Source organism: Photobacterium iliopiscarium (genome assembly GCF_003026395.1).
GTDB lineage: Bacteria > Pseudomonadota > Gammaproteobacteria > Enterobacterales > Vibrionaceae > Photobacterium > Photobacterium iliopiscarium.
Map to the genome: position 1 here is coordinate 1 of NZ_PYOO01000013.1, position 20,725 is coordinate 20,725.

General features: G+C 38.1%; 15 protein-coding genes. 5 read left to right on the top strand and 10 right to left on the bottom strand.

Annotated elements, in window-relative coordinates; all coding sequences use genetic code 11:
* Window positions 1–770: 770 nt before the first annotated feature.
* The gene (locus C9J51_RS15670) at window positions 771–2,009 is read left to right on the top strand and encodes an MFS transporter (RefSeq protein WP_107275238.1); all 1,239 of its coding nucleotides are present in this window, start codon (window positions 771–773) and stop codon (window positions 2,007–2,009) included.
* A 3-nt stretch (window positions 2,010–2,012) separates the two neighbouring features.
* Here the strand turns inward: C9J51_RS15670 and C9J51_RS15675 are convergent, their stop codons facing one another.
* The 7 genes from C9J51_RS15675 to C9J51_RS15705 form a co-directional block, all read right to left on the bottom strand.
* Window positions 2,013–2,627 carry a trimeric intracellular cation channel family protein gene (locus tag C9J51_RS15675; protein ID WP_107275239.1) on the bottom strand — a complete coding sequence of 205 codons (615 nt, stop codon included), beginning with the start codon at window positions 2,625–2,627 and terminating at the stop codon, window positions 2,013–2,015.
* Between the two features lie 167 nt (window positions 2,628–2,794).
* Window positions 2,795–4,195, bottom strand: a complete 1,401-nt coding sequence (locus C9J51_RS15680; protein WP_045038833.1) for a glutamate decarboxylase — start codon at window positions 4,193–4,195, stop codon at window positions 2,795–2,797.
* Between the two features lie 15 nt (window positions 4,196–4,210).
* On the bottom strand, window positions 4,211–5,155 hold the full coding sequence (glsA, locus tag C9J51_RS15685; RefSeq protein ID WP_045040376.1) for a glutaminase A: 945 nt from the start codon (window positions 5,153–5,155) through the stop codon (window positions 4,211–4,213).
* Window positions 5,156–5,171: 16 nt separating this feature from the next.
* The gene (gene gadC / locus C9J51_RS15690) at window positions 5,172–6,692 is read right to left on the bottom strand and encodes a putative glutamine/gamma-aminobutyrate antiporter GadC (RefSeq protein WP_082064278.1); all 1,521 of its coding nucleotides are present in this window, start codon (window positions 6,690–6,692) and stop codon (window positions 5,172–5,174) included.
* A 207-nt stretch (window positions 6,693–6,899) separates the two neighbouring features.
* Window positions 6,900–8,333 carry a putative glutamine/gamma-aminobutyrate antiporter GadC gene (gene gadC / locus C9J51_RS15695; protein WP_045040375.1) on the bottom strand — a complete coding sequence of 478 codons (1,434 nt, stop codon included), beginning with the start codon at window positions 8,331–8,333 and terminating at the stop codon, window positions 6,900–6,902.
* 56 nt (window positions 8,334–8,389) lie between these two features.
* The gene (gadC, locus tag C9J51_RS15700; protein ID WP_045040374.1) at window positions 8,390–9,835 is read right to left on the bottom strand and encodes a putative glutamine/gamma-aminobutyrate antiporter GadC; all 1,446 of its coding nucleotides are present in this window, start codon (window positions 9,833–9,835) and stop codon (window positions 8,390–8,392) included.
* 71 nt (window positions 9,836–9,906) lie between these two features.
* On the bottom strand, window positions 9,907–11,649 hold the full coding sequence (locus C9J51_RS15705) for a pyridoxal phosphate-dependent decarboxylase family protein (RefSeq protein WP_045040373.1): 1,743 nt from the start codon (window positions 11,647–11,649) through the stop codon (window positions 9,907–9,909).
* A 321-nt stretch (window positions 11,650–11,970) separates the two neighbouring features.
* Between C9J51_RS15705 and C9J51_RS15710 the strand changes: the two genes are divergently transcribed.
* Window positions 11,971–12,294 carry a hypothetical protein gene (locus C9J51_RS15710; RefSeq protein ID WP_045038838.1) on the top strand — a complete coding sequence of 108 codons (324 nt, stop codon included), beginning with the start codon at window positions 11,971–11,973 and terminating at the stop codon, window positions 12,292–12,294.
* A 79-nt stretch (window positions 12,295–12,373) separates the two neighbouring features.
* Here the strand turns inward: C9J51_RS15710 and dapD are convergent, their stop codons facing one another.
* Both dapD and C9J51_RS15720 read right to left on the bottom strand, forming a co-directional pair.
* Complete coding sequence (gene dapD, locus C9J51_RS15715; protein ID WP_045040371.1) at window positions 12,374–13,405, bottom strand: 2,3,4,5-tetrahydropyridine-2,6-dicarboxylate N-succinyltransferase; 1,032 nt, start codon at window positions 13,403–13,405, stop codon at window positions 12,374–12,376.
* Between the two features lie 336 nt (window positions 13,406–13,741).
* Window positions 13,742–14,044 (bottom strand): YebG family protein, encoded by a 303-nt coding sequence (locus tag C9J51_RS15720; protein WP_045040370.1) that lies wholly within the window; start codon window positions 14,042–14,044, stop codon window positions 13,742–13,744.
* Window positions 14,045–14,126: 82 nt separating this feature from the next.
* On the opposite strand from C9J51_RS15720, the gene C9J51_RS15725 reads away from it, so the two are divergent.
* Window positions 14,127–14,813, top strand: a complete 687-nt coding sequence (locus tag C9J51_RS15725) for a DNA-3-methyladenine glycosylase I (RefSeq protein WP_107237663.1) — start codon at window positions 14,127–14,129, stop codon at window positions 14,811–14,813.
* On the opposite strand, the gene C9J51_RS15730 is transcribed toward C9J51_RS15725, so the two are convergent.
* Window positions 14,810–15,697: a LysR family transcriptional regulator gene (locus C9J51_RS15730; RefSeq protein ID WP_045040369.1), complete on the bottom strand. Its 888-nt coding sequence runs from the start codon at window positions 15,695–15,697 to the stop codon at window positions 14,810–14,812. The genes C9J51_RS15725 and C9J51_RS15730 overlap by 4 nt on opposite strands.
* Before the next feature lie 164 nt (window positions 15,698–15,861).
* Here C9J51_RS15730 and C9J51_RS15735 point away from each other — a divergent pair, with 164 nt between their 5' ends.
* A complete protein-coding gene (locus C9J51_RS15735) occupies window positions 15,862–16,854 on the top strand; it encodes a TDT family transporter (protein ID WP_107237662.1) in 993 nt (330 codons plus the stop codon).
* 214 nt (window positions 16,855–17,068) lie between these two features.
* Entirely contained in the window at window positions 17,069–20,530 is a 3,462-nt protein-coding gene (recC, locus tag C9J51_RS15740; protein WP_045040368.1) for an exodeoxyribonuclease V subunit gamma, read from the top strand.
* Window positions 20,531–20,725: the final 195 nt, after the last annotated feature.

Here is a 20,725-nt window from a genome sequence, read left to right on the forward strand (position 1 = left end):
TTGAAAAACGTTTTTAGCGAGATCAATACAAATAGTGCTAGGCTTATTCATGGTATGGGCTCCTTTTTGGTTGACACTATAACTTTAGCTGACAATGTCAGTAAGGTGGGGAGTCCATACCATTGAGCTATCCGTGATCTACTCATCACGTATTTGAGCATTAAAGATACCAATAAAAAATCAGCTAAAACAGCAGTAAAAACAATAACTCTACAACATGCTGATAATAGATTCCCTATCTCGTTCGTAACCTCACTGTAGGGAATGACGGTAGTTATAAATAGGAAGCTTAGCGGCCTGTCACGGCTATTCTTTGATGGTAATGGTCGCGCTGATGCTCTGGTTGTAATGTTAGCGATGGCAGTCCCGTCCACTTCACATTATTGAAGAAGCCTGAATCTAACGATTCAGGTTTTTTTTCGTCTGTATAAAAGTAAGATGATGCAGAATAGACACTACGGAGTGGTAGTTCAGTTGGTTCGACTTTTTATTGAGAAGCTTAGCGGCCAGTCACGACTCTTATTTTATGGAAAATGGACGCGTTGATGCTCTGGTTGTAACGTTAGCTTCACATTTATTTAAGAAACCTGAATCGATAGATTCAGGTTTTTTCGTTTATAGGAAATGGTAACGATAGCATGGTCATTTAGTTGGTTTGACTTTTATTGCTATAGGTAAACTTATATTGAGCAACTAACCTGAAACTTTTAATAAATGAAGCATAAAATTAGCCATGTTTATCATTTTATTGAAGGTTAAACTATTTTGGTATGGGGATTTCACCAGCAACACCTTTAGTTACTCAGGTAAAAGCCATTATTCAAGATAAATGGGATATTTTCTTTTTAACTATATTAATTATAAGTATGGGCCAGCTAAGTTTAGGTCTGATATTTCCTCTTCTTCCTTGGATTAGTGATAGTTTTGATATTAATCAGCGTGTTGTTGAATGGGTGATTATAGGATATTTATTGGGTTATGGGCCTTCTCAATTAATATATGGGCCATTATCTTATATTTATGGTCGGCGACTTACTTTATTTGTAGGGCTATTTATTTCTATATTAGGGTTAATGATAATATTTTTATTTTCAAATGAGTTTTATTGTTTAGTGATTGGTCGTTTTATTCAAGGCGTTGGGAGTGGTTGTGAATCTGTAATTGCCCGTTCGATTCTACATGATAGTTATAAAAATAAGTTTTTTTTAACAGTTGTAACTGGATTATCTATAATTTCGGCTTTTATTCCTATTTTTTCACCTATTGTCGGTGGATTGGTTAATCATAATTTCGGATGGGTGGCTGTTTTTAATGTCTTATTAATTTATATTATTTTAGGGTATCTGGTATTGGTTTTTTATTTACCAGAGACATTAAAAACATCTAGAGATAAAATATCTTTTATTCCAATTGTTTTATATTACCGAGACTTATTAACGGATAGATATTTTTTATCTTATGCTATTATGGGATGGATTAATTGGGCTTTAGTTATTTTTTGTGGTGCATTATCGCCATTTATTTTTGAACGTCAATTTGGTTTAAGTTCAGAAGCTTATGCTTACTGGACTATTATACCCGCAGTTGCTTTTCTATTATCTAGCTTTTTATGTTTTATCTTTCGTAAATCTTATGGTACTCATCATATTGTATTTATTGCACCTTTTATCCAATTTGTTGTTGGTCTGTTGTTTTTTCTTTATCCTTCAAATCTTTTCATTATTACTTGCGGTTTTATTGGTATAGCTGTTGCGCAAGCTTTTATTTATCCTTGTTCTCAATCATTACTACTTGTACCGTATAGTAATAAATTTGGAACAGTTAGTGCATTATCTGGCAGTGGGCAAATGATTTCAGCTGCTTTATTTATATTGTTTTTTATATATGCAGGTTTTGATCATATTTTATCATTAGCGATATTGATTATATTAACAGCATTCATTGGATTGATATTAGCGATAATAGGTAAGTATAGTCAGGCTTATGCGATGTTAAATGCTACAGATTAAAAATTACTTTAAAAGCAACCAGTTAGGGAAGGTTATTTTTTTAATTACGATATACATTCTTACAATAATAATAAAGCTAATACTGGTTAGAGTGGCGATATTAGGACTGATTGAAAATTTAAGTTGAAGAATATAAAGGTAGCAACCAATAATGACCGGGCTGGCATAAAATTCAGTATTATTGAACATTGTTGGCCGAGCCAGAATAACATCACGTAAGACACCACCAAAGACTGCGGTGATCATTCCCATAGTAACTGCAACATAACCTGCATAATGCTCGGCAACCATATTCTTAGTGACGAGTACGGAAAACATTGCAATTCCAATGGCATCGAGTACAACGATTAAACGTTCGGCTTTTATTTTACGAAGGTGGGGTGCGAGGAAAAACCCTATAAAAGAAGTAATCAGTGCCGTCCAAAAATAAGAGGGATCCCTAATCCAAAATACTTGTCCTGTTGAAAGAATAATATCTCGTACAGTACCGCCACCAAGTGCAGTTATCCAGCCTAATACCATAACACTAACAATATCTTTACCTATGTTAGCTTCACTTATTACAGCACTTAATGCAAAGGCAACGATACAGATAATTTCAATGGTGTGAATTAGCATAAATAAGCCTATAACATATTAATATCACGGGAATAAATTTAAACTTGATACTAACATGCAGTGGTGTTCATACCAGAGAGTAAAAATGGTGATAGTGTTTTCAAAAATAAAAAAAAGGCCGGAAATCCGACCTTTTTTATGATGTTTATACGTGAGATTAGAAAATATTATCGGCCGCTATGATCAAATGTTTTTACATCTTCTGCTGTACATTGAGACGCGGCATGTGACGTTAGAAAATCAATAGAACGTTTAAAATCGGCGATTAATAAGTTAGCAAGATCAATGGTAAGACCTTGTTTGGCTAAAATACGCTGTACAACAATTTGTTGAACATTGGCTGGCAATGTATAGGCTGGTACTAACCATCCACGAGTACGTAAACGATCTGCAACGTCATAAAGAGTAAACGGTACATTTGCATCGGTTTTTAAACGCCATGAAATTGCAGGAATACCTTTCTCACGGTTACCATCAAATAAGAACTCAAATAGATTAAACTTATTAAGCTCTTTAACTAAGTATTCACACACATCGTAGCTTGCATTATGAATACGTTGGTAACCTTCAAAGCCTAGACGAAGGAAATTATAGTATTGAGATATAATTTGACCCGCAGGGCGAGAGAAGTTTAGAGCGAAGGTTGGCATGTCGCCACCTAAGTAGTTGACGTGGAATACTAATCCTTCGGGTAAATCTTCTTTATTACGCCATACAACCCAGCCCACACCTAATGGTGATAAACCAAATTTATGGCCAGAAGTACTGATTGATTTCACACGTTCTAGGCGGAAGTCCCAAGGTTCAATATTGGGTGCACAGAATGGTGCTAGCATAGCGCCGCTTGCACCATCAACGTGAATGTCGATAGAGTTACCAGTATCATGCTCGTAAGTATCAAGTGCATCTGATAATGGTTTGACTGTTTCGTATAAACCGGTAAAGGTTTGACCAAAAGTAGGAACGACCATAATAGTGTTAGCATCGACAAGCTCTAACATATCTTCAGGGGTCATAAAATAATGACCTTCGTTCATTTTGGTTTCACGCATTTCTACGTCCCAGTAGCGGGCAAATTTTTCCCAGCAGACTTGAACCGGACCACAAACCATATTTGGTTTATCTGTTGGTTGACCAAGTGCACGACGTTTTTCACGCCAGCGCCAAAGTGCAGCCAAACCACCCAGCATACAAGCTTCACTTGAACCTGTTGTTGAGGTACCAACGGTTGTTACTGACTCAGGTGAATTCCATAAATCCGCTAACATATGGACACAACGTCCTTCAATTTCAGCTGACTGAGGGTATTCATCTTTATCGATCATGTTCTTATCAATAGAAAGATCCATTAATTTATGAACTTCGTCTTCTTCCCATGTTTGACAAAACGTGGCTAAGTTTTGACGTGAATTACCATCAAGGTAAAGTTCATCACGGATCATTTGGTAGATCACGTTTGGTGCTTGTTCTTGCTGTGGTAGCTTGGTAGTTGCCGCAACGTTATTAATCGCTTCTGAACCAAAGATTGGATCATTTTCTGATTGACGGTTTACTTCGTGAAGAGCCATAATTTTCTTCCTACCTTAATGTTGCATACTACTAAATAGGTTCCAAGCCATTGCTTGAGTAACATGTTTAATCATTTGTTGACCACGAATACTATTACCAAATGGGTCTAGTCGTGGTGAGAATGCAGCAAGTGCACCAATGTTGGGAATCACGGTTAATAAACCACCGCCGACACCACTTTTACCAGGAAGACCAACGTCATACGCCCAGTCACCTGATGTGTCGTAAAGACCTTCCATCGCCATTTCAGCGAGGATATGAGGAATATTTTGTGGCTGAATTAATTGCTTGCCTGAACAAGGGTTTTTACCACCATTGGCGAGTGTTGCACCGACGGTTGCTAAATCTACTGCATTAAATAGGGTTGAACATTGGCGAGTATAAACATCACACGCTTCAAGTGGCTCTGAGTACATACGACCTGATGACTCTAATAATAATGCGATGGCACGATTATGAGTATTGGTGGTTTGTTCTGATTGATTCACTTCATCAGATAACACAATATCGCTATTTGCTAATAGTGATTGAAAATTCAAAATTTGCTGCCAGCGTTGTTCTTTATCTGTTGCTTTAACTAAACTTACAGTTGCCATTGCACCCGCATTGACGAGCGGTGTTAATGGCTTACCTTGATGTAATTCAAGTGCCAATACTGAATTAAATGGCATACCTGTAGGTTCTGCACCTACCTTTGTATGTAGTGCATCAGCGCCTGATTGTTCCAGTACTAAACCTAATGTCATTATTTTAGAAATAGACTCAATCGCAAATTTATAATCAGTATCTTGTAATTGAATCACTTCACCAGTAACAGAAACAAAAGCCAGTCCGGTTAGTTCTGATGGTACGGAAGCTAAAAAAGGAATATATGAGGCATTTTCACCTGCCATATTTGTTTTTGCTTCATCTAGCGCTTGCTGCATAACGACAGCAAGCTTTTCATTTAGTTGTGACATTGACGCATCCTTAACGCTATTGATTCAATGTATGAGTAATTTTGTTTGATGGGTTAATAACACCAGGGTGAACTTTTTCAATTTCCCAAGTAAAGGGTGCAAAGTCAGTGACTGCTGGATCTTTCCAGTGTGGTTGACGGGCTTTGTAAATAAATAATGGAACTGATACGAAAATGATGGTTAATACGACTAAGAAGCCAACATATTCCTCAGGACTACCCACAGAAATTTGACTTGGTGGAATGAAAGAGAAGATGAATGCTAATAATGAGCCAGAAAAACCGACACCTGCGATGATCCACATACCCATATCTCCGCCTGGAATTTTATATGGACGGGGGCGATTAGGTTGGCTGTAACGTAAGTGAATAGCCGCTGCAAACATTAATAAGTACATGATGAGATAAAGCACAACGGTTAATTGGCTCAAGATTTGATAAGCCGCTTGTACTGATGGTAATACGACAAACACGGTTGATATCATAGTAACTAAGAAGGCTTGTGCCATCATGATATGGGTTGCCATACCATTTTTGTTGGTGTATTGCCAAAAACGAGGAAGGTAACCGCCTTTCGCAACAACAAGCAAGGCAGATGAAGGACCCGCAACCCAGCCAACAACACCAGCAAGAACACCAAGCGCTAAACATGCTGCCATAATTGGAGCAGCCCAACTGATACCAGCCCAAGCAAACATATCATCGTAAGCAACTAATAAGCTTTGGGTTAAGTTAATATCTTTTTGAGGAATAACAAAAGCGATAGCTAATGTACCTAAAACAAATACACACACAGTACCAATAGCGGCAATGGCGATTGCAAGTGGGTAGTTACGTGGCGCATCATCAACTTCTTTAACGTGAATAGCGTTCATTTCCATACCGGCATAAAACAAGAAAATACTTGCCGCTAAAACAACGTTATTAAAGTTAGAAAAATCAGGGATAACATCATGCCAAGACAATTGAACTTCTGGTGCGCGACCAGAAAAGAAAAGGTAAGAGAAACCTAATACAATTAACACAATACCAGGAATAACTGTACCTACTAAACCGCCCCATTTAGCGACTTTTGAGAATGCAGCTGTACCACGAAGAGCAATGAACGTTGCTAACCAATAAATCGCTAATACAATGCCAAGTACGAAAAATTTATTTTGAGATAATGCTTGGTCCCATGATTGATGAGGGCCAACAAAAGCAAGTGATACAGAACCAAAAGTCAGTGCGGTTGGAAACCATACTGTTACTTCAATCCATAACATGAAAATAGCAACTAATGCTAGACGAGGGCCAAATGCTTCACCCACCCAGCGAAATACCCCGCCTTTTTCAGACCAACCCGTTGCCAGTTCAGCGGCAACTAATGAAACTGGAACCAAAAAGACTACGGCAGCAAAAATATAATAAAAAATGGAACTTAAACCGTATTCAGCTTCTGCTGGAAGACCTCGCAAACTTACTACCGCAACGATATTTAACATTGCTAACGCAAATATGCTGATCCCCCCTTTTTTGACTTTTTCTACACTAGCCATAATTAACCTATATATTTTTATGAATTGAATAGATATGAATATCTATTTTTCTTATTGTTTAAGTTGATAAAATAGCATTGCGTAGTGACATTGGTAAATTTATAAAAGTAATTGTTTATGTTTCATTTATGTAGATTGTTGTGCGAGCATAAATATGCGTTTTTTATTATTTTCATTAATGAAATGTTATTGTTTAATATGTGACTGCTAACTTTTAATTTCTATTATCCAAGATGCTTTTCTGTTGTTATAAATAAGAATAGGTACCAACAAGAATAGTATTGTTAATATTGTCAATATAGCAATGTATGACAAGTTACTCCCAATATTAAGTTGGTTTGGTGGAATAAAACTCAAGCATAATGCTAAAAGACTAGAAATAAACCCGAGAGATCCAATTATCCACATACCAATATTTCCAAATGGAACTTTATATGGTCGATCAATGTTAGGTTTTTTATAGCGGAGATAAATAGCACTAGAAAATAATAACAAATACATAATTAAATATAAAATAGAAGCTAATTGTCCTAATATTTGAAAAGTTGATTGTATGGATGGCAAAATAATAAGTAAGAAAGATAACGTGGTAACAATCGCACCTTGAAGATAAAGAAGAGGCATTTGTACGCCATGTTGATTACTTTTTTGTAGTGTTGGTGGTAAATAACCTTTTTGTCCGACTTGAAATAAACCTGTAGATGGTCCTGCGATAATTACTGTAATCTGAGCAAATGCACCGATAGCAATTGCGGCTGTAATAATTTCACCCATCCATGAAATATGGAAATATTTAAATATGGTGTCATAAGTAGTAAATAAACTATTAACAATGTTAATTTGATCGTGTGGGATAATCGCACTTATCAATAATGTGCCTATAATATGACAAATAACGACGAGGCTTGCCGCTATAGCAACAGATATTGGATAATTTTTTAAAGGATTATTCATGCTTTGAACATGAACTGCATTTATTTCCATACCGGAATAGAATAAGAAAACACTGGCTGCTAGTACCAAATTGTGAAAATGTAAAATGTTAGGGAATAATTGTTGGCTAGAGACAGTAAAATCAATGGTACCTTTTAAATAAACATAAGCGATACCACTAATAAATAGAATTGCCAATGGTATTATTGTACCAATAATGCCTGCGATAGATCCTATTTTAGCGGCAGATTTAACACCTTTAGATGTAGTGAATACGGAAAACCAATAGAAAAAGAGGATAATAGATAGAGTGTAATATTTATTAGTTGATAATAAGTGGGCATGTTTCACATCAATAAAGGCAATGGAAACAGCAATAAATATTAACATTGTAGGAAAACAAATTGTTGTTGCTAACCATTGTAAATAAATAGCGACAAATCCTATTTGTTTTCCAAATGCCGCACCAACCCAATTAAATACCCCCCCTTTTTGTGGCCAGCCTGTAGCTAGCTCTGCTGAAACAAGTGATACGGGAATTAAAAAACAGACAGCAGCAAAGATATAATAAAATACAGAAGTTAATCCATACATTGCTTCAGGCGCGAATCCTCTTGGACTTAATACGGTAATTGTATTCATAACAATAAACGTTAAAATTCCAAGCTTTATATTTTTTGTTATATTATTTTTAGACTTAATATCCATGATGACTCACAGACATGCTGTAGATATTTATTTAATACCTACAGCATGTTATTTAGTTAATTGTTATCAGTCGTAGTTAACCAATCTTTTTTACGATAGGCATAAATAATAAAGGGTATTATTACAAACCCGATTGTTCCTACAACTAGAATTCCAATATAAGTTGAAGGTGATCCAACAGATATTTGTGATGGTGGAATAAAGCTTAAAACAAAGGCTAGAATAGAACCCAATAAACCAAGCCCTGCAATTATCCATAAACCAACCATACCGCCAGGTAATTTGTATGGACGAGGAGTGTTTGGCTCTTTATAACGTAAATAAATAACAGATAAAAACAACATAATATACATGGCAAGATATAATATAACCGCTAGCTGACTAATCATTTGATAAGCTGCTTGTACTGACGGTAATATCATCATGATAATAACGAGTGCTGTTACGATCCCACCTTGACACATTAGAATATTTTTTTGAACGCCATTTTTATTTACTTTTTGAAGTGATAACGGTAAATATCCTTCACGTCCAACTTGCAATATACCTGCTGACGGGCCAGAGATAATGGCAATTATTTGACCAAGAACACCTAAAGCAAGAGCAAGTGCCGTTACATTACCTAACCAACCAAGGCCAAAGTGTGCAAATAACTTATCATATGCGACTAACAAACTTTGGACTAAATTAATCTGACCTTTTGGAATGATTGTTGCGATTGAAAGCGTACCAAAAATAAAGATAATAACGGTGAATATTGTTGCACAAATAATCGCTATTGGATAATTTTTAGATGGGTTATCAACTTCAGTAACATGTACGGCATTAATTTCCATACCCGCAAAGAAAAGAAAAATACTGGCCGCTAAAACAAGGTTATTAAAATTGCTAAAGTCGGGTATAAACCCATGTATTGATGGATTAAAATGAATAGGGTTACCATTTGCAATATAAATACCAGCAAGGGTAACTAAAATAATACCGGGAATGATCGTACCGATTAAACCTGCAACGGAGCTTATTTTTGCTGCTGTTTTTAATCCTTTTAAACTGATAAATGTTGCAAACCAATAAACAACTAAAACAACTAATCCACTATAGAAGCGATTTGCAGCTAGTGCCTGATCAAATGTTTGATCTGGACCGATAAATGCTAAAGCAACCCCAGCAAAAATAAGTACTGTCGGAAACCAAATTGTAGTTGCTAGCCATTGTAAATAAATAGCTAAAAATCCGAAACGGTTACCAAATGCTTTACTTACCCAATTAAATATTCCCCCTTTTTGTGGCCAGCCTGTTGCTAATTCTGCCGCACATAATGCAACGGGAATAAGAAATACGATAGCGGCAAAAATATAATAAAATACAGCAGTAATGCCGTATTCAGCTTCTGCTGAAAAACCACGTAAACTGACAACAGTTGTTATATTCATTATTGCTAATGTTGCAACTGTTATTTTTTTTTTGGTTGATGCTTTATTTGTTGATACATCCGTTGACATATCTCACCCCATAAAAATAAGTTATGGAAAAAAACACCGATATTACTATCGGTGTTTGTATTTATCTTAAATTACTGCTCAGAAATAACTTCGTCTCTTGCCGCTAAAACGCAATCAATAACATGACGCATAATATCTGGAGTAATATGAACATTCATAGGGAAAGCTTTTAATGCAAAAATACAAGCTTCTGGATCTGAAGCATCACGATTATATTCAGCAACACGGAAACCAGTGCTGAAACTTAAATATGGAGTACAACGACCATTGACTTTTTTACCATTACGGAACCAATGGTATAATTTATCACCAATAGCTTTAGTTAAAATATTGTTTTTAACTAATTGTTCTTTATAAGCAGGATCGGTTAATTCTTTACGGTATTCTTCTTCCGCAATAACGCCATCAGGATAGGCACGGAATAGTGTGACAAGTCCATGATCTTCAGGGTTTACACATACAATTTCAGTATGCGATGCAATCACACTACGCAAGAAATTTTGATTTTCTAAGATACCACCAAGAATGGCTTGGAAGCCTTCGTAACCAAAGAACTTCATGGTTGCCCATCCAGCCAATGAACCTGTCGCAGCACGAGAGACTTCAAGTGTGTAGTCTAATGGATTATATGGTGAACGAGGTTGTAAATATGCAGAGCCTGGACGTTTAAGTAGGTTTTCAAATTCATCACTATTTTGATAAACAAAACAGCTACTTGCATATGGTGACCAACCCGCTTTATGGAAGTCGACACCAATGGCATCAGCAAATTTCACGCCTTCAAGTGCTTCGCAGTTCGCTTTAATTAGTGGTAGCACGTCAGGAGAAAACTCAAGTGGATTTTTTTCAAAATCATATTCGCGGAAGACTAACCATGCCCAACATACAACGGCATCAGCATAAAGTAATGCTTTACCATATTGAGTGCTGTCATTTGGATATTTGTCCATTAACTCACGAACTTGAGCGATAGGATCAAAGGCATTTGCGTCAGTTGTACCCATGGTACAGACAACCGATGCAACGGGAATATTTTGCTCATGGCAATCTTTTAGAATTTCTTCTAAATGTTGAAGATCCATTGCATTTGTATTCACATCGGTACGGACTTTAATAATGTTATCAGTTCCTAAACCCATCCAGTCAGTACTGTTAAGCATGGTGTAGTGAGCTTGTTGTGAACAAATAACTTTAGCGTCTGTACGTACACCTTTAGTGCGCGAATCATGTAATACACGACTTAAAGCGTATTTAACATGATAAGTCCAACAACCTGAACCACCGTAAGTGTATAAACAACCTGTAGTATCTGGATTCCAACCAAATAAATTACCTAACATACCTGCACTTTCTAATTCGGCACGGTGTACATTCCATGAATATTCGCCTTCAAGAATGTTAGGTGAGTATATTTCAGATAAAACAGCTGCAACAATCGATGCTGTATTAGCTTGAGGAATAACATTACACATTGTTAAAGGATGACCCCAGTTTGGTAATCCTTCAAATAACTCAACCGTTTCATCAATAACTTTTTCAGCAGAACTCATTTTGGCTGGCATGCTGATATGTTTAACATGATCAAAGTCGATAGTTAATTTGGGATTGGTACCTAAATAAGCGGGACCTTCTGCTTCTGGACGGAGTTGATCAATTGCTTTAACTGCTTTATCAATTGCAGCCGCTAATGGATCGGGTGTTTCTTTTTGATAAGCGGGAAAGGCACTAAGCATTTCTTTACGATATTTTGCCCAATTACTTGCATCGTCTTTTATTTTATTATCTGAATTCCAATTGCTTTCATATGTTTTCATCTTTAAATATCCTTAAATGTATATTACAAAAAGAACACTGTAGAGAAGTCTATGGTTAAAATTAAATCGTAGGCTGTAACTCAGTGATTATGCTTACATGTTAACTAGTTATGCAGTTCAAGTAGTTATCATGGATTTATAAATTACCACTTTATGAGTTGTTGTCACTGTGTAAAATTGAAATGTGACATCTTATTTTTTTTGATGCTGATGCGTTGTTATTTTGTGATAGAACTAACAAATAAAGATTTAAATTGTGATGTTATTTTTCGCTAATTACATAATAATCAAATGTATATTTAATGTTAGATGGGACGACGAGTGAAATTTTTTTTCCAGCGTAATGAAACGGATTCAGAAGTTAGAATTGAATTAAAAACAGCATCATTCTATTTATTGGTAGCGATGATTGTGGGTTGGATGGCAATTAGTTTTATTCTGCAATCAAATGAGGCGGGGTCAGTCTTTTTACCGATTTTAATTGGCTTTATGATGTTGCGCTTTTTTGCTTTAGTCAAAGTACAAAAAGAAGTATTAGTGGCAATGCGAGATAAGCGCTTAACCACTCAAGGGAGTAAGTTTTCATTTGCCAATCCCTTTATTTATATTATCAAGAAAAAGTCACAACCTGAGCCTGAAGTATAATTAAAAACGGCCGCAATGCTGCTATATCGATATATAGCAGCATTGCGGCCGTTTGCGATCATTGAGTAGCAGACACTAATTAGTTATTGCTGTGAAGCTCGCTGTTTAATTCAATTGCTGTTTTATTGGTTAAACATTCAATTTGGCCAGTCATTGAGTTACGACGGAACAATAAGTCAGCTTTACCCGCAAGATCACGTGCTTTAGCGACTTCAACTGGCTTCCCTGAGGCATCTAGCATTTGTACTTTTGAGCCCGCAGTGACATATAAGCCTGATTCGATAGTGCAACGATCACCCAGTGGGAAACCAAGACCGGCGTTTGCACCTAAAAGGCTATTTTCACCAATTGATACTACGACTTTACCGCCACCTGATAGTGTTCCCATAATTGAAGCACCACCACCGATATCAGAACCGTTACCGACCATAACGCCGGCTGAAATACGCCCTTCAACCATGCTGACACCCGTTGTACCTGCATTGAAGTTAATGAAGCCTTCATGCATAACCGTGGTACCTTCACCAACATGTGCGCCTAAACGAACGCGTGAAGTATCTGCAATACGCACGCCTGTTGGCACAATGTAGTCTACCATTTTAGGGAATTTATCGACGCAATCAACGGTGATTGTTTCGCCGTTAAGACGTGCATCCATTTGGCGTTCAGCAAGTTCTGGTAAGTCGATAGGACCTTGATTTGTCCACGCAATGTTGTGTAATAAACCAAAGATGCCATCAAGAACTAAACCGTGTGGTTTCACTAAACGGTGCGAGATAAGTTGTAGTTTTAAGAAACCTTCAGCAACAGATACTGGTGAGATGTCTGTTTTAAGCATAACCATAACTAGCGGCTGTGAAGACAATGTCGCTTTTGCTGCAAATTGTGCACTTATTTCGTCGTTAGCATCTTCAAATGCAGATGCAATTGCAGCACATTGTTCTGGTGTAACATCGATAGCTTGGTTACCACCGTGGTAATCAACAATTGCAGCAATATCTTTTACTAGTTGCTCTGATGGATGTAGCGTTGGGGTTGGAAAAAACGCTTCAATAATTTTTCCATCACGGTTTTTAGTTGCAGTACCTAAGGCAAGTGAAAAGCTAGACATGATTACCTGTTCTCCATTTCAAATAAAATAATACGATGCGGTAATTAAAATAATGTGATCACTAATAACCAACGTCAGTGATTGCTTATTGAGTTAACCGATGATTTACCGCTAATTTATCTATCATAAAGACAGTTATAAAAATAGAGAAGAGCTGAACTGATAATCAGAGCAAAATGATGGTTTATTGACGAAAAACGGACAGAATACAATTCATTTTGGCGCTTATATTTGTTTAGAATGGCATTGAGAGTGGAACATTTGAAGGAGGATATAAATAGATAAAAAAAAACCTCCATCAGGAGGCTTTCGACGACAAACTGAATAATCTGAAAATTATGCGGCGTCTTGCTGTTGCTCATCGGCAACAACTTCAGGTTTTACTGCTTTTGTTTTTGGTGCTGGTTTGGCTTTTTTTGCGCCTAAAGCAACCAAGACTTCTTCACGATTTTGCGCTAAGAACATGGATAGTTCTTCTTGCTTTGTTTCATCTTCGAATAAGTCACTTTCACTTAATAAAGCAAACATCTCATCTGCCATATCAAGCATTTTGTCATATGCATCGGCTTCGGATTTAGAGGTAAAAGTCATCTTTTCTTCCCCGTTGCGCTCTACTACATATTTGACGATAACTGCCATGGTCATCCTCTCCTGAAAATTATTTACTGGACGCTTATACAGTAGTATGGTGAGAGAGTCTAGTGCTAAGCGTGTGAATGTGATGACCCAAGAAAAATTTAACCAAATATATCATCGTGCTGTAGAAAGAAAAGGCGGTGAATTAAATGTAGAACAACGACTAACAATCCCGTTGAATAATGAGCAATTAACACTAATTCCAGATCACCGTTGGTTAGCTGAATTTACTCAAAAAGTGTTTCAATGTGGTATTCGATGGCAAGTAGTACGTAACAAATGGCCTGCATTTGAGGCGGCGTTTTTTGAGTTTGATATTGAAAAAATGGGCCTAATGCCAACTGAAATGTGGGAGCGAAAAGCGCAAGATGCAACCATTATTCGAGATTTAAAAAAGGTAATGACGATCCCTGAGAATGCCAATATGATCCATCGCGCGGCATTGGAATATGGATCATTCTCGGCAATGGTAGCCGATTGGCCAGAGCAGAATATCATTGGTTTATGGTTGTATTTAAAAAAACAAGGTTGTCGCTTAGGCGGTAAAACGGGCGCTTATAGTCTGCGCGGGCTTGGTAAAGATACCTTTTTACTGACACCCGATATTGAGGCTTATTTACGCCATACTAATATTATTGATGGTGGCCGTGATACGTTAAAATCATTACATGCAGCGCAGAATGCATTCAATGATTGGCAGCAACAATCAGGCCGATCATTAACTCAGATCAGCCAAATTATTGCATTTAGTGTGGGTGATAATCGGGTTTAATCAAACTGCCATTGTTGGCAAAAGGTCAAAAATAGTTTTAATAGTGGACTTTGATATTTTTCTTGGTGATATAACAGCCAATATTGACGGTTCATATCAAGGGGTATCGTTAATATAGCAACGCGCTGTTCTTCAACCGCATGGGTGATTGCACGTTGAGAAATACAGGTAATACCTAAGCCGGCACTAACACAATTAATGATCGCCTCGGTAGTATTTAACTCAAATGAGGTGGTCCACTTTTCTAATTGAGGTGAAATTCGATTAAGAAAAAACTCCCGTGTACCTGAACCTATTTCTCGTAGTACCCATTCTGAATTTTCGAGATCGGATAACTGTAGGTTTTTTATTTTAGTTAATGGGTGCTGTGGATGACAAGCGATCACCATTTGATCACTTAACCACGGTTGAACAACAAGGTCGGAATGTTGGATCTTTCCTTCAACTAAACCAATATCTAATTCAAATTCTGTTAACTTATGACAGATCTGAGCCGTATTTGAGATAAATAATGTTTGATCTCGATGTTGGGTTTCAAGTCTAAAATCACGCAATAAAAAGGGGGTTACCTGATTACCTACAGTATCACTTGATCCTATCTTTAATTTACCTGTCAGTGGGCCTGCTTGATCAAATAAATTTTCAATCGCATTTGAACGAGCTAAAAGTTCATCCGCAAGAGGTAACAATCGTTTACCTTGTTCATTGATTATTAAGCGATTATTGTTGCGATTAAACAGTTTGTGATCAAGTTGTTTTTCAAGTTCAGAGAGCGCCATGCTCACAGCGGGCTTTGATAAAAATAATTTTTCTGCGGCTGCGGTAATTGTTTTTTCTTGTGCCACGGTCACAAAAACGTTGAGTTGTTTTAACGCTATATTCATCATTACCTCATTAAAAGACGCAAGGTGAATCTGGCCACCTTGTTGTTAAAATAATTTTAACACTGTTTTAAATATATTCAATTATTATAAACAAAGGTAAACATGTATACTGTAGTCAACAAAACAATAATTCGCTATTGCTATCCTCTAAGCGGAGTAAAAATATGATTACAGCAACAAAAAGAAAATTAGCCAGCGCACCGACACCCATGGCGGGGTTAGCGTTAGGTATTGGCAGTATTTTATGGTGTTGGGAGAGTGGTGCTCAACTTCACGGTTACGGACAGATAACAGGCGCAGTTATTGCAGCATTGATGCTACTCATTTTAATCGCTAAATTTTTAGTGCATCCAAAGTTGTTATGGAATGATTTATCACATCACGTTGTCGGCAGTGTAGTACCGACATTTGCAATGGCATTAATGGTGGTATCTAAAGCGATTAGTGTTTACGGCTCAATCACTGTTGGTGTGTATGTTTGGTTATTTGCGGTTGGATTGCATGTTATTTTTTTAGCTTTATTCTTATTTCATCGTGGCCGTGATTTTCATTTACATCACATGGTGCCAAGTTGGTTTGTACCGCCAATTGGTATTATTGTTGCAGACGTTTCATTTCCAGGTATTGCTGCGTTACATCCATTAGCTTATGCATTGCAAATGTTCGGTATGATGGCTTATGCCGTGATGTTACCGATGATGATTTATCGATTTATGTTCCGTGATGAAGTGCCTGATGGCGCTAAACCAACCATTGCGATTATGGCAGCGCCTGCAAGTCTGTCTTTGGCGGGTTATCTAACCATTACCGCTACACCGTCGCCAGTGATAGTTGCTTTACTTGGAGGTATTGCCGTATTAATGACAACGGTTATCTATTTAGCTTTTTTCCGTTTATTACGCTTAGATTTTAGTCCCGGTTATGCCGCATTTACTTTCCCAATGGCAATTGGTGCAACCGCTTTATTTAAAACAGTCGCTTGGATGCAGAGCTATGGCTTTGATGCGCATTATGTCGCTCAAGTTCATGGTTTAGCGACAATTGAATTATATGTAGCGAGTATCATTATTGGTTATGTATCCATTCGATATTTAGCTTTTTATCGTCCTGTGAGTCGATTATTTCAACGCAGTGAAATCTGTCCACACAACATTTGATAGCAATGGTGCAGTAATTTCACGAATGTGTTGTTGTACCTATAAATGTTGAGTGTGTTGCCCAGTCAATTTGGCTGGGCTTTTTTATGGGCGTTTATGTTACTTCTGGGCATAAATTGTGATGCTTTGGGGTGTTTTTAAACTGTATTTATTTACAGTATCTCAGTGATGGTAGACAATTTGATTATCTATTTTTCTGCTGTGGAATATCTGCGTGTTCACTGTCTATCATTCAAATCAGCTTGATCTGCTTAAATCATTATTAGTTGAGTTGATCCGCTTACAGCCATTAGCGAATCCGTTTGAAAAAGAGCAAATTCTGGTACAAAGCCCAGGTATGTCACAATGGCTAAAAATGGAATTGGCGACCTCATTTGGGGTGGCAGCCAATATAGAATTTCCATTACCTGCGACTTTTATTTGGAAAATGTTTACTCAAGTCTTGGCGGATGTGCCCGAGCGAAGTGCATTTAATAAAGAGGCGATGACATGGAAATTAATGCAGGTATTGCCACAACAGTTTGATCAACCTGAATTTGAACCATTACAACGTTATTTAGATAACGATAGTGATTCTCTCAAGTGTTACCAACTGTCTGAAAAAATAGCCGATATTTTTGACCAATATTTAGTGTATCGCCCTGAATGGATCCAGCAATGGGAAGCGGGCGAAACCGTTGCAGAGCTTAATGATGAGCATCCGTGGCAGCCGATCTTATGGCAAGCGCTTTACGATCAAACCTTAGCATTAGAACAATCACCGTATCATCGTGCTAATTTGTACGATCACTTTATTGAAACGCTGAACAATTATTCAGGTAATGAAGGGAAGGCGGCGTTATTGGCGGCGGGGTTACCGCAACGATTGTTTGTGTTTGGTATTTCTTCCTTACCACCACGCTATTTAGATGCGTTAGCCGCGATTGGTGAACATATTGATGTCCATTTAATGTTTACTAACCCTTGTAAATATTACTGGGGTGATATTCGCGATCGTAAACATCTGGCACGTTTAGCGGCGAGACAGCGAGTACAGCTACAAAATATCGCCACGACGGATGATGTTGATGCGTTATTGTCAGTGCTTAAAGACAACGATCAAAATAATTATGACGATGACATGCACAATGACGTTGTTGGTAATAGCTTATTAGCATCGATGGGGAAACTTGGACGAGATAATATTTATCTGTTATCGGCAATGGAAGTTAACGAAGTCGATGCCGGCTTTGTTGATATTGAAGCGGATACGCTATTGCATGCCATTCAAGCAGATATTTTACATCTTCAAGATCGTCAAGACGATACTCAACTCGATTCCAGTGAGCACAAATTTCCGATTGCTGCTGATGATCATTCGGTCACCATTCACGCTTGTCATAGCCCAATGCGTGAAGTGGAAGTGCTGCATGATAAATTGCTAGCGATGTTTGAAGCGGATTCTAAGCTAAAGCCGCGTGATGTGATTGTAATGGTAGCTGACATCAATGCTTACAGTGCTGCAATTCAATCGGTATTTGGTAATGCGCCGGGTAATCGTTATATTCCATTCTCTATTTCTGACCGTACAGCTGAGCAAGAAAACCCGATTTTATTGGCATTTTTGCGCTTACTCACCTTGCCTGAAAGTCGCTGTCATGCCTCTGAATTATTGGAGTTGCTAGAAGTACCCGCGGTGATGGAAAAGTTTGGTTTTGATAGCATTAGCTTTGAAAAAATCAAACAATGGATTGAAGAAGCGGGTATTCGATGGGGACTTGATCAACATACCGCCAGTCAGTTTGATTTACCCGAACAACTGCAAAATACATGGTTGTTTGGTATTCAGAGAATGCTGCTGGGTTATGCAATGCCGCATGATACCGGTTTATTTGCTGGGATCTCTGCTTATGAGCAAGTACAAGGATTAGATGCTGAATTAGCAGGACAATTAGCAGGATTTATCGATAGCTTAATTGAATATCGCAGTGCTTTGGCACAATCACAAACCGTTAATCAATGGGCTGAGTTATTACATCAGTTACTGGATGATTTCTTTGTGGTTGAGTTGGAAGGCGAGTTAATTTTAAAATCGATTCGCGATAACTTGCAGCGGTTGCACCAACAATTACAAGATGCGGGTTATCAAGGGCAAATCACGCCAGCGGTACTGACACAATACTTGCAAGATAAGCTCTCTGGTGAGCGTGTTAGCCAGCGTTTCTTAGCCGGACAAGTCAACTTTTGTACCCTGATGCCGATGCGTTCTATTCCTTTTAATGTGGTGTGTTTATTGGGAATGAACGATGGTGCTTATCCGCGTAACATCGCCCCTGAAGGGTTTGATCTTATGAATGGCCGCACTAAGGCTGGAGATCGTTCCCGTCGAGATGATGACCGTTATTTATTTTTAGAAGCCTTGTTATCCGCTCAACAAACATTATATATCAGCTATGTTGGCCGTTCGATTCAAGATAACGCTCAAAAAGTGCCATCAGTGTTAGTCAGTGAGCTGGTGGAGTATTGTCAACAAGGCTATTGCTGCGCGGGCGATCAACCGTTAGCGGTAGATGTCTCTGCAAACAATATCAAACAACAGTTAATTCAACATCACCCGTTAGTGCCATTTAGCCCCAGTGCGTTTATTGGCGATCACGCCAGTTTTGCAATTGAATGGTTACCTGCGGCTAACCGCGATGGGCAGGCAAGTGCGCCATTTCAGCTTAATGCATTAATGGCTGAACCGATGGCAGATGATCACAGCATGGTTTTAGAACTGGCTGAATTACAGCGTTTTTGGCGTTTACCGGTGCGTTACTTTTTTAACCGTCGTCTTAAAGTGTATTTTGAAGCGCCAATGGGACTATTAGAAGACGATGAGCCGTTTGTTCTTAACGGGTTGGAAAGCTATTTAATTCGCGATCAATTGCTGGAATTATTATTAGATGCCAAGCAGAAAAATGCGGATCCTGATGTGATTTATAACCAGTTTGCAGCCGAGCAGCGTGCCGCAGGTAATTTACCTGTCGCGGCATTTGGTGAGCTTGATTTAGCGGCTAGTCGCCAAGCGGTGGCGAATTTAACCGATGTGATTGAGCCATTAATTCATGCACCATTAGCGGATCAAGAAGTGGCGATCACCGTGATGATTAAGGGGCATAACGTCTCTTTACAAGGTTGGCTCAAGCAGCGTTATCAGTCTGGTCTTTTACGTTACCGTACTGGAAAAATTCGCCCTCAAGATTTTTTAACGGCTTGGCTTGATCATTTATGTTTGGCTATATCGGTGCCTGAAACCCAACAAGTTACCCATATTATTGGTACTGATAAGCAGTTTGAATTACAAACGATTGAACCACAGCAAGCACTCGCTTATTTACAACAATTGATTGAACTGTATTACCAAGGTTTAAATCAACCGTTAGCCTATTTCCCTAAAACTGCGATGGCAGCCATACAAGCTCATATCGGCCGTGATGGTAGCTGGAAGAGTGATGAAGAAACTGAACAAAAAGCCCTGACAAAAATGGCAGAATGTTTTAACGATGGTTACTTGTTTGCTGGGGAAGGCAGTGATGATTACATTCAGCGCGTATGGCCGCAATGGGATGACGATGTGGCACAAGATGCGAATCAATTAGCGGCATTGGTGCTACAAGCGGTGGTGGTGAACAGTAAAGAAATTAAGCCAGAATAACGTGGTAGTGAAGTAGTGTGGCCGCCAGCAAATCATTGTTAGTTGTAGGGTGTTCGCTGTGCGGCCACAGGTCCAGAGGTGACCAAGTTTCTGGCGCTGATACTAACTAACCACTGTCGTATAAACCGTGAGTAAGTTCTCACATTATAGGAACACAATAGAATATTAGGTGCCAATATTTACTTATAAGTGTTG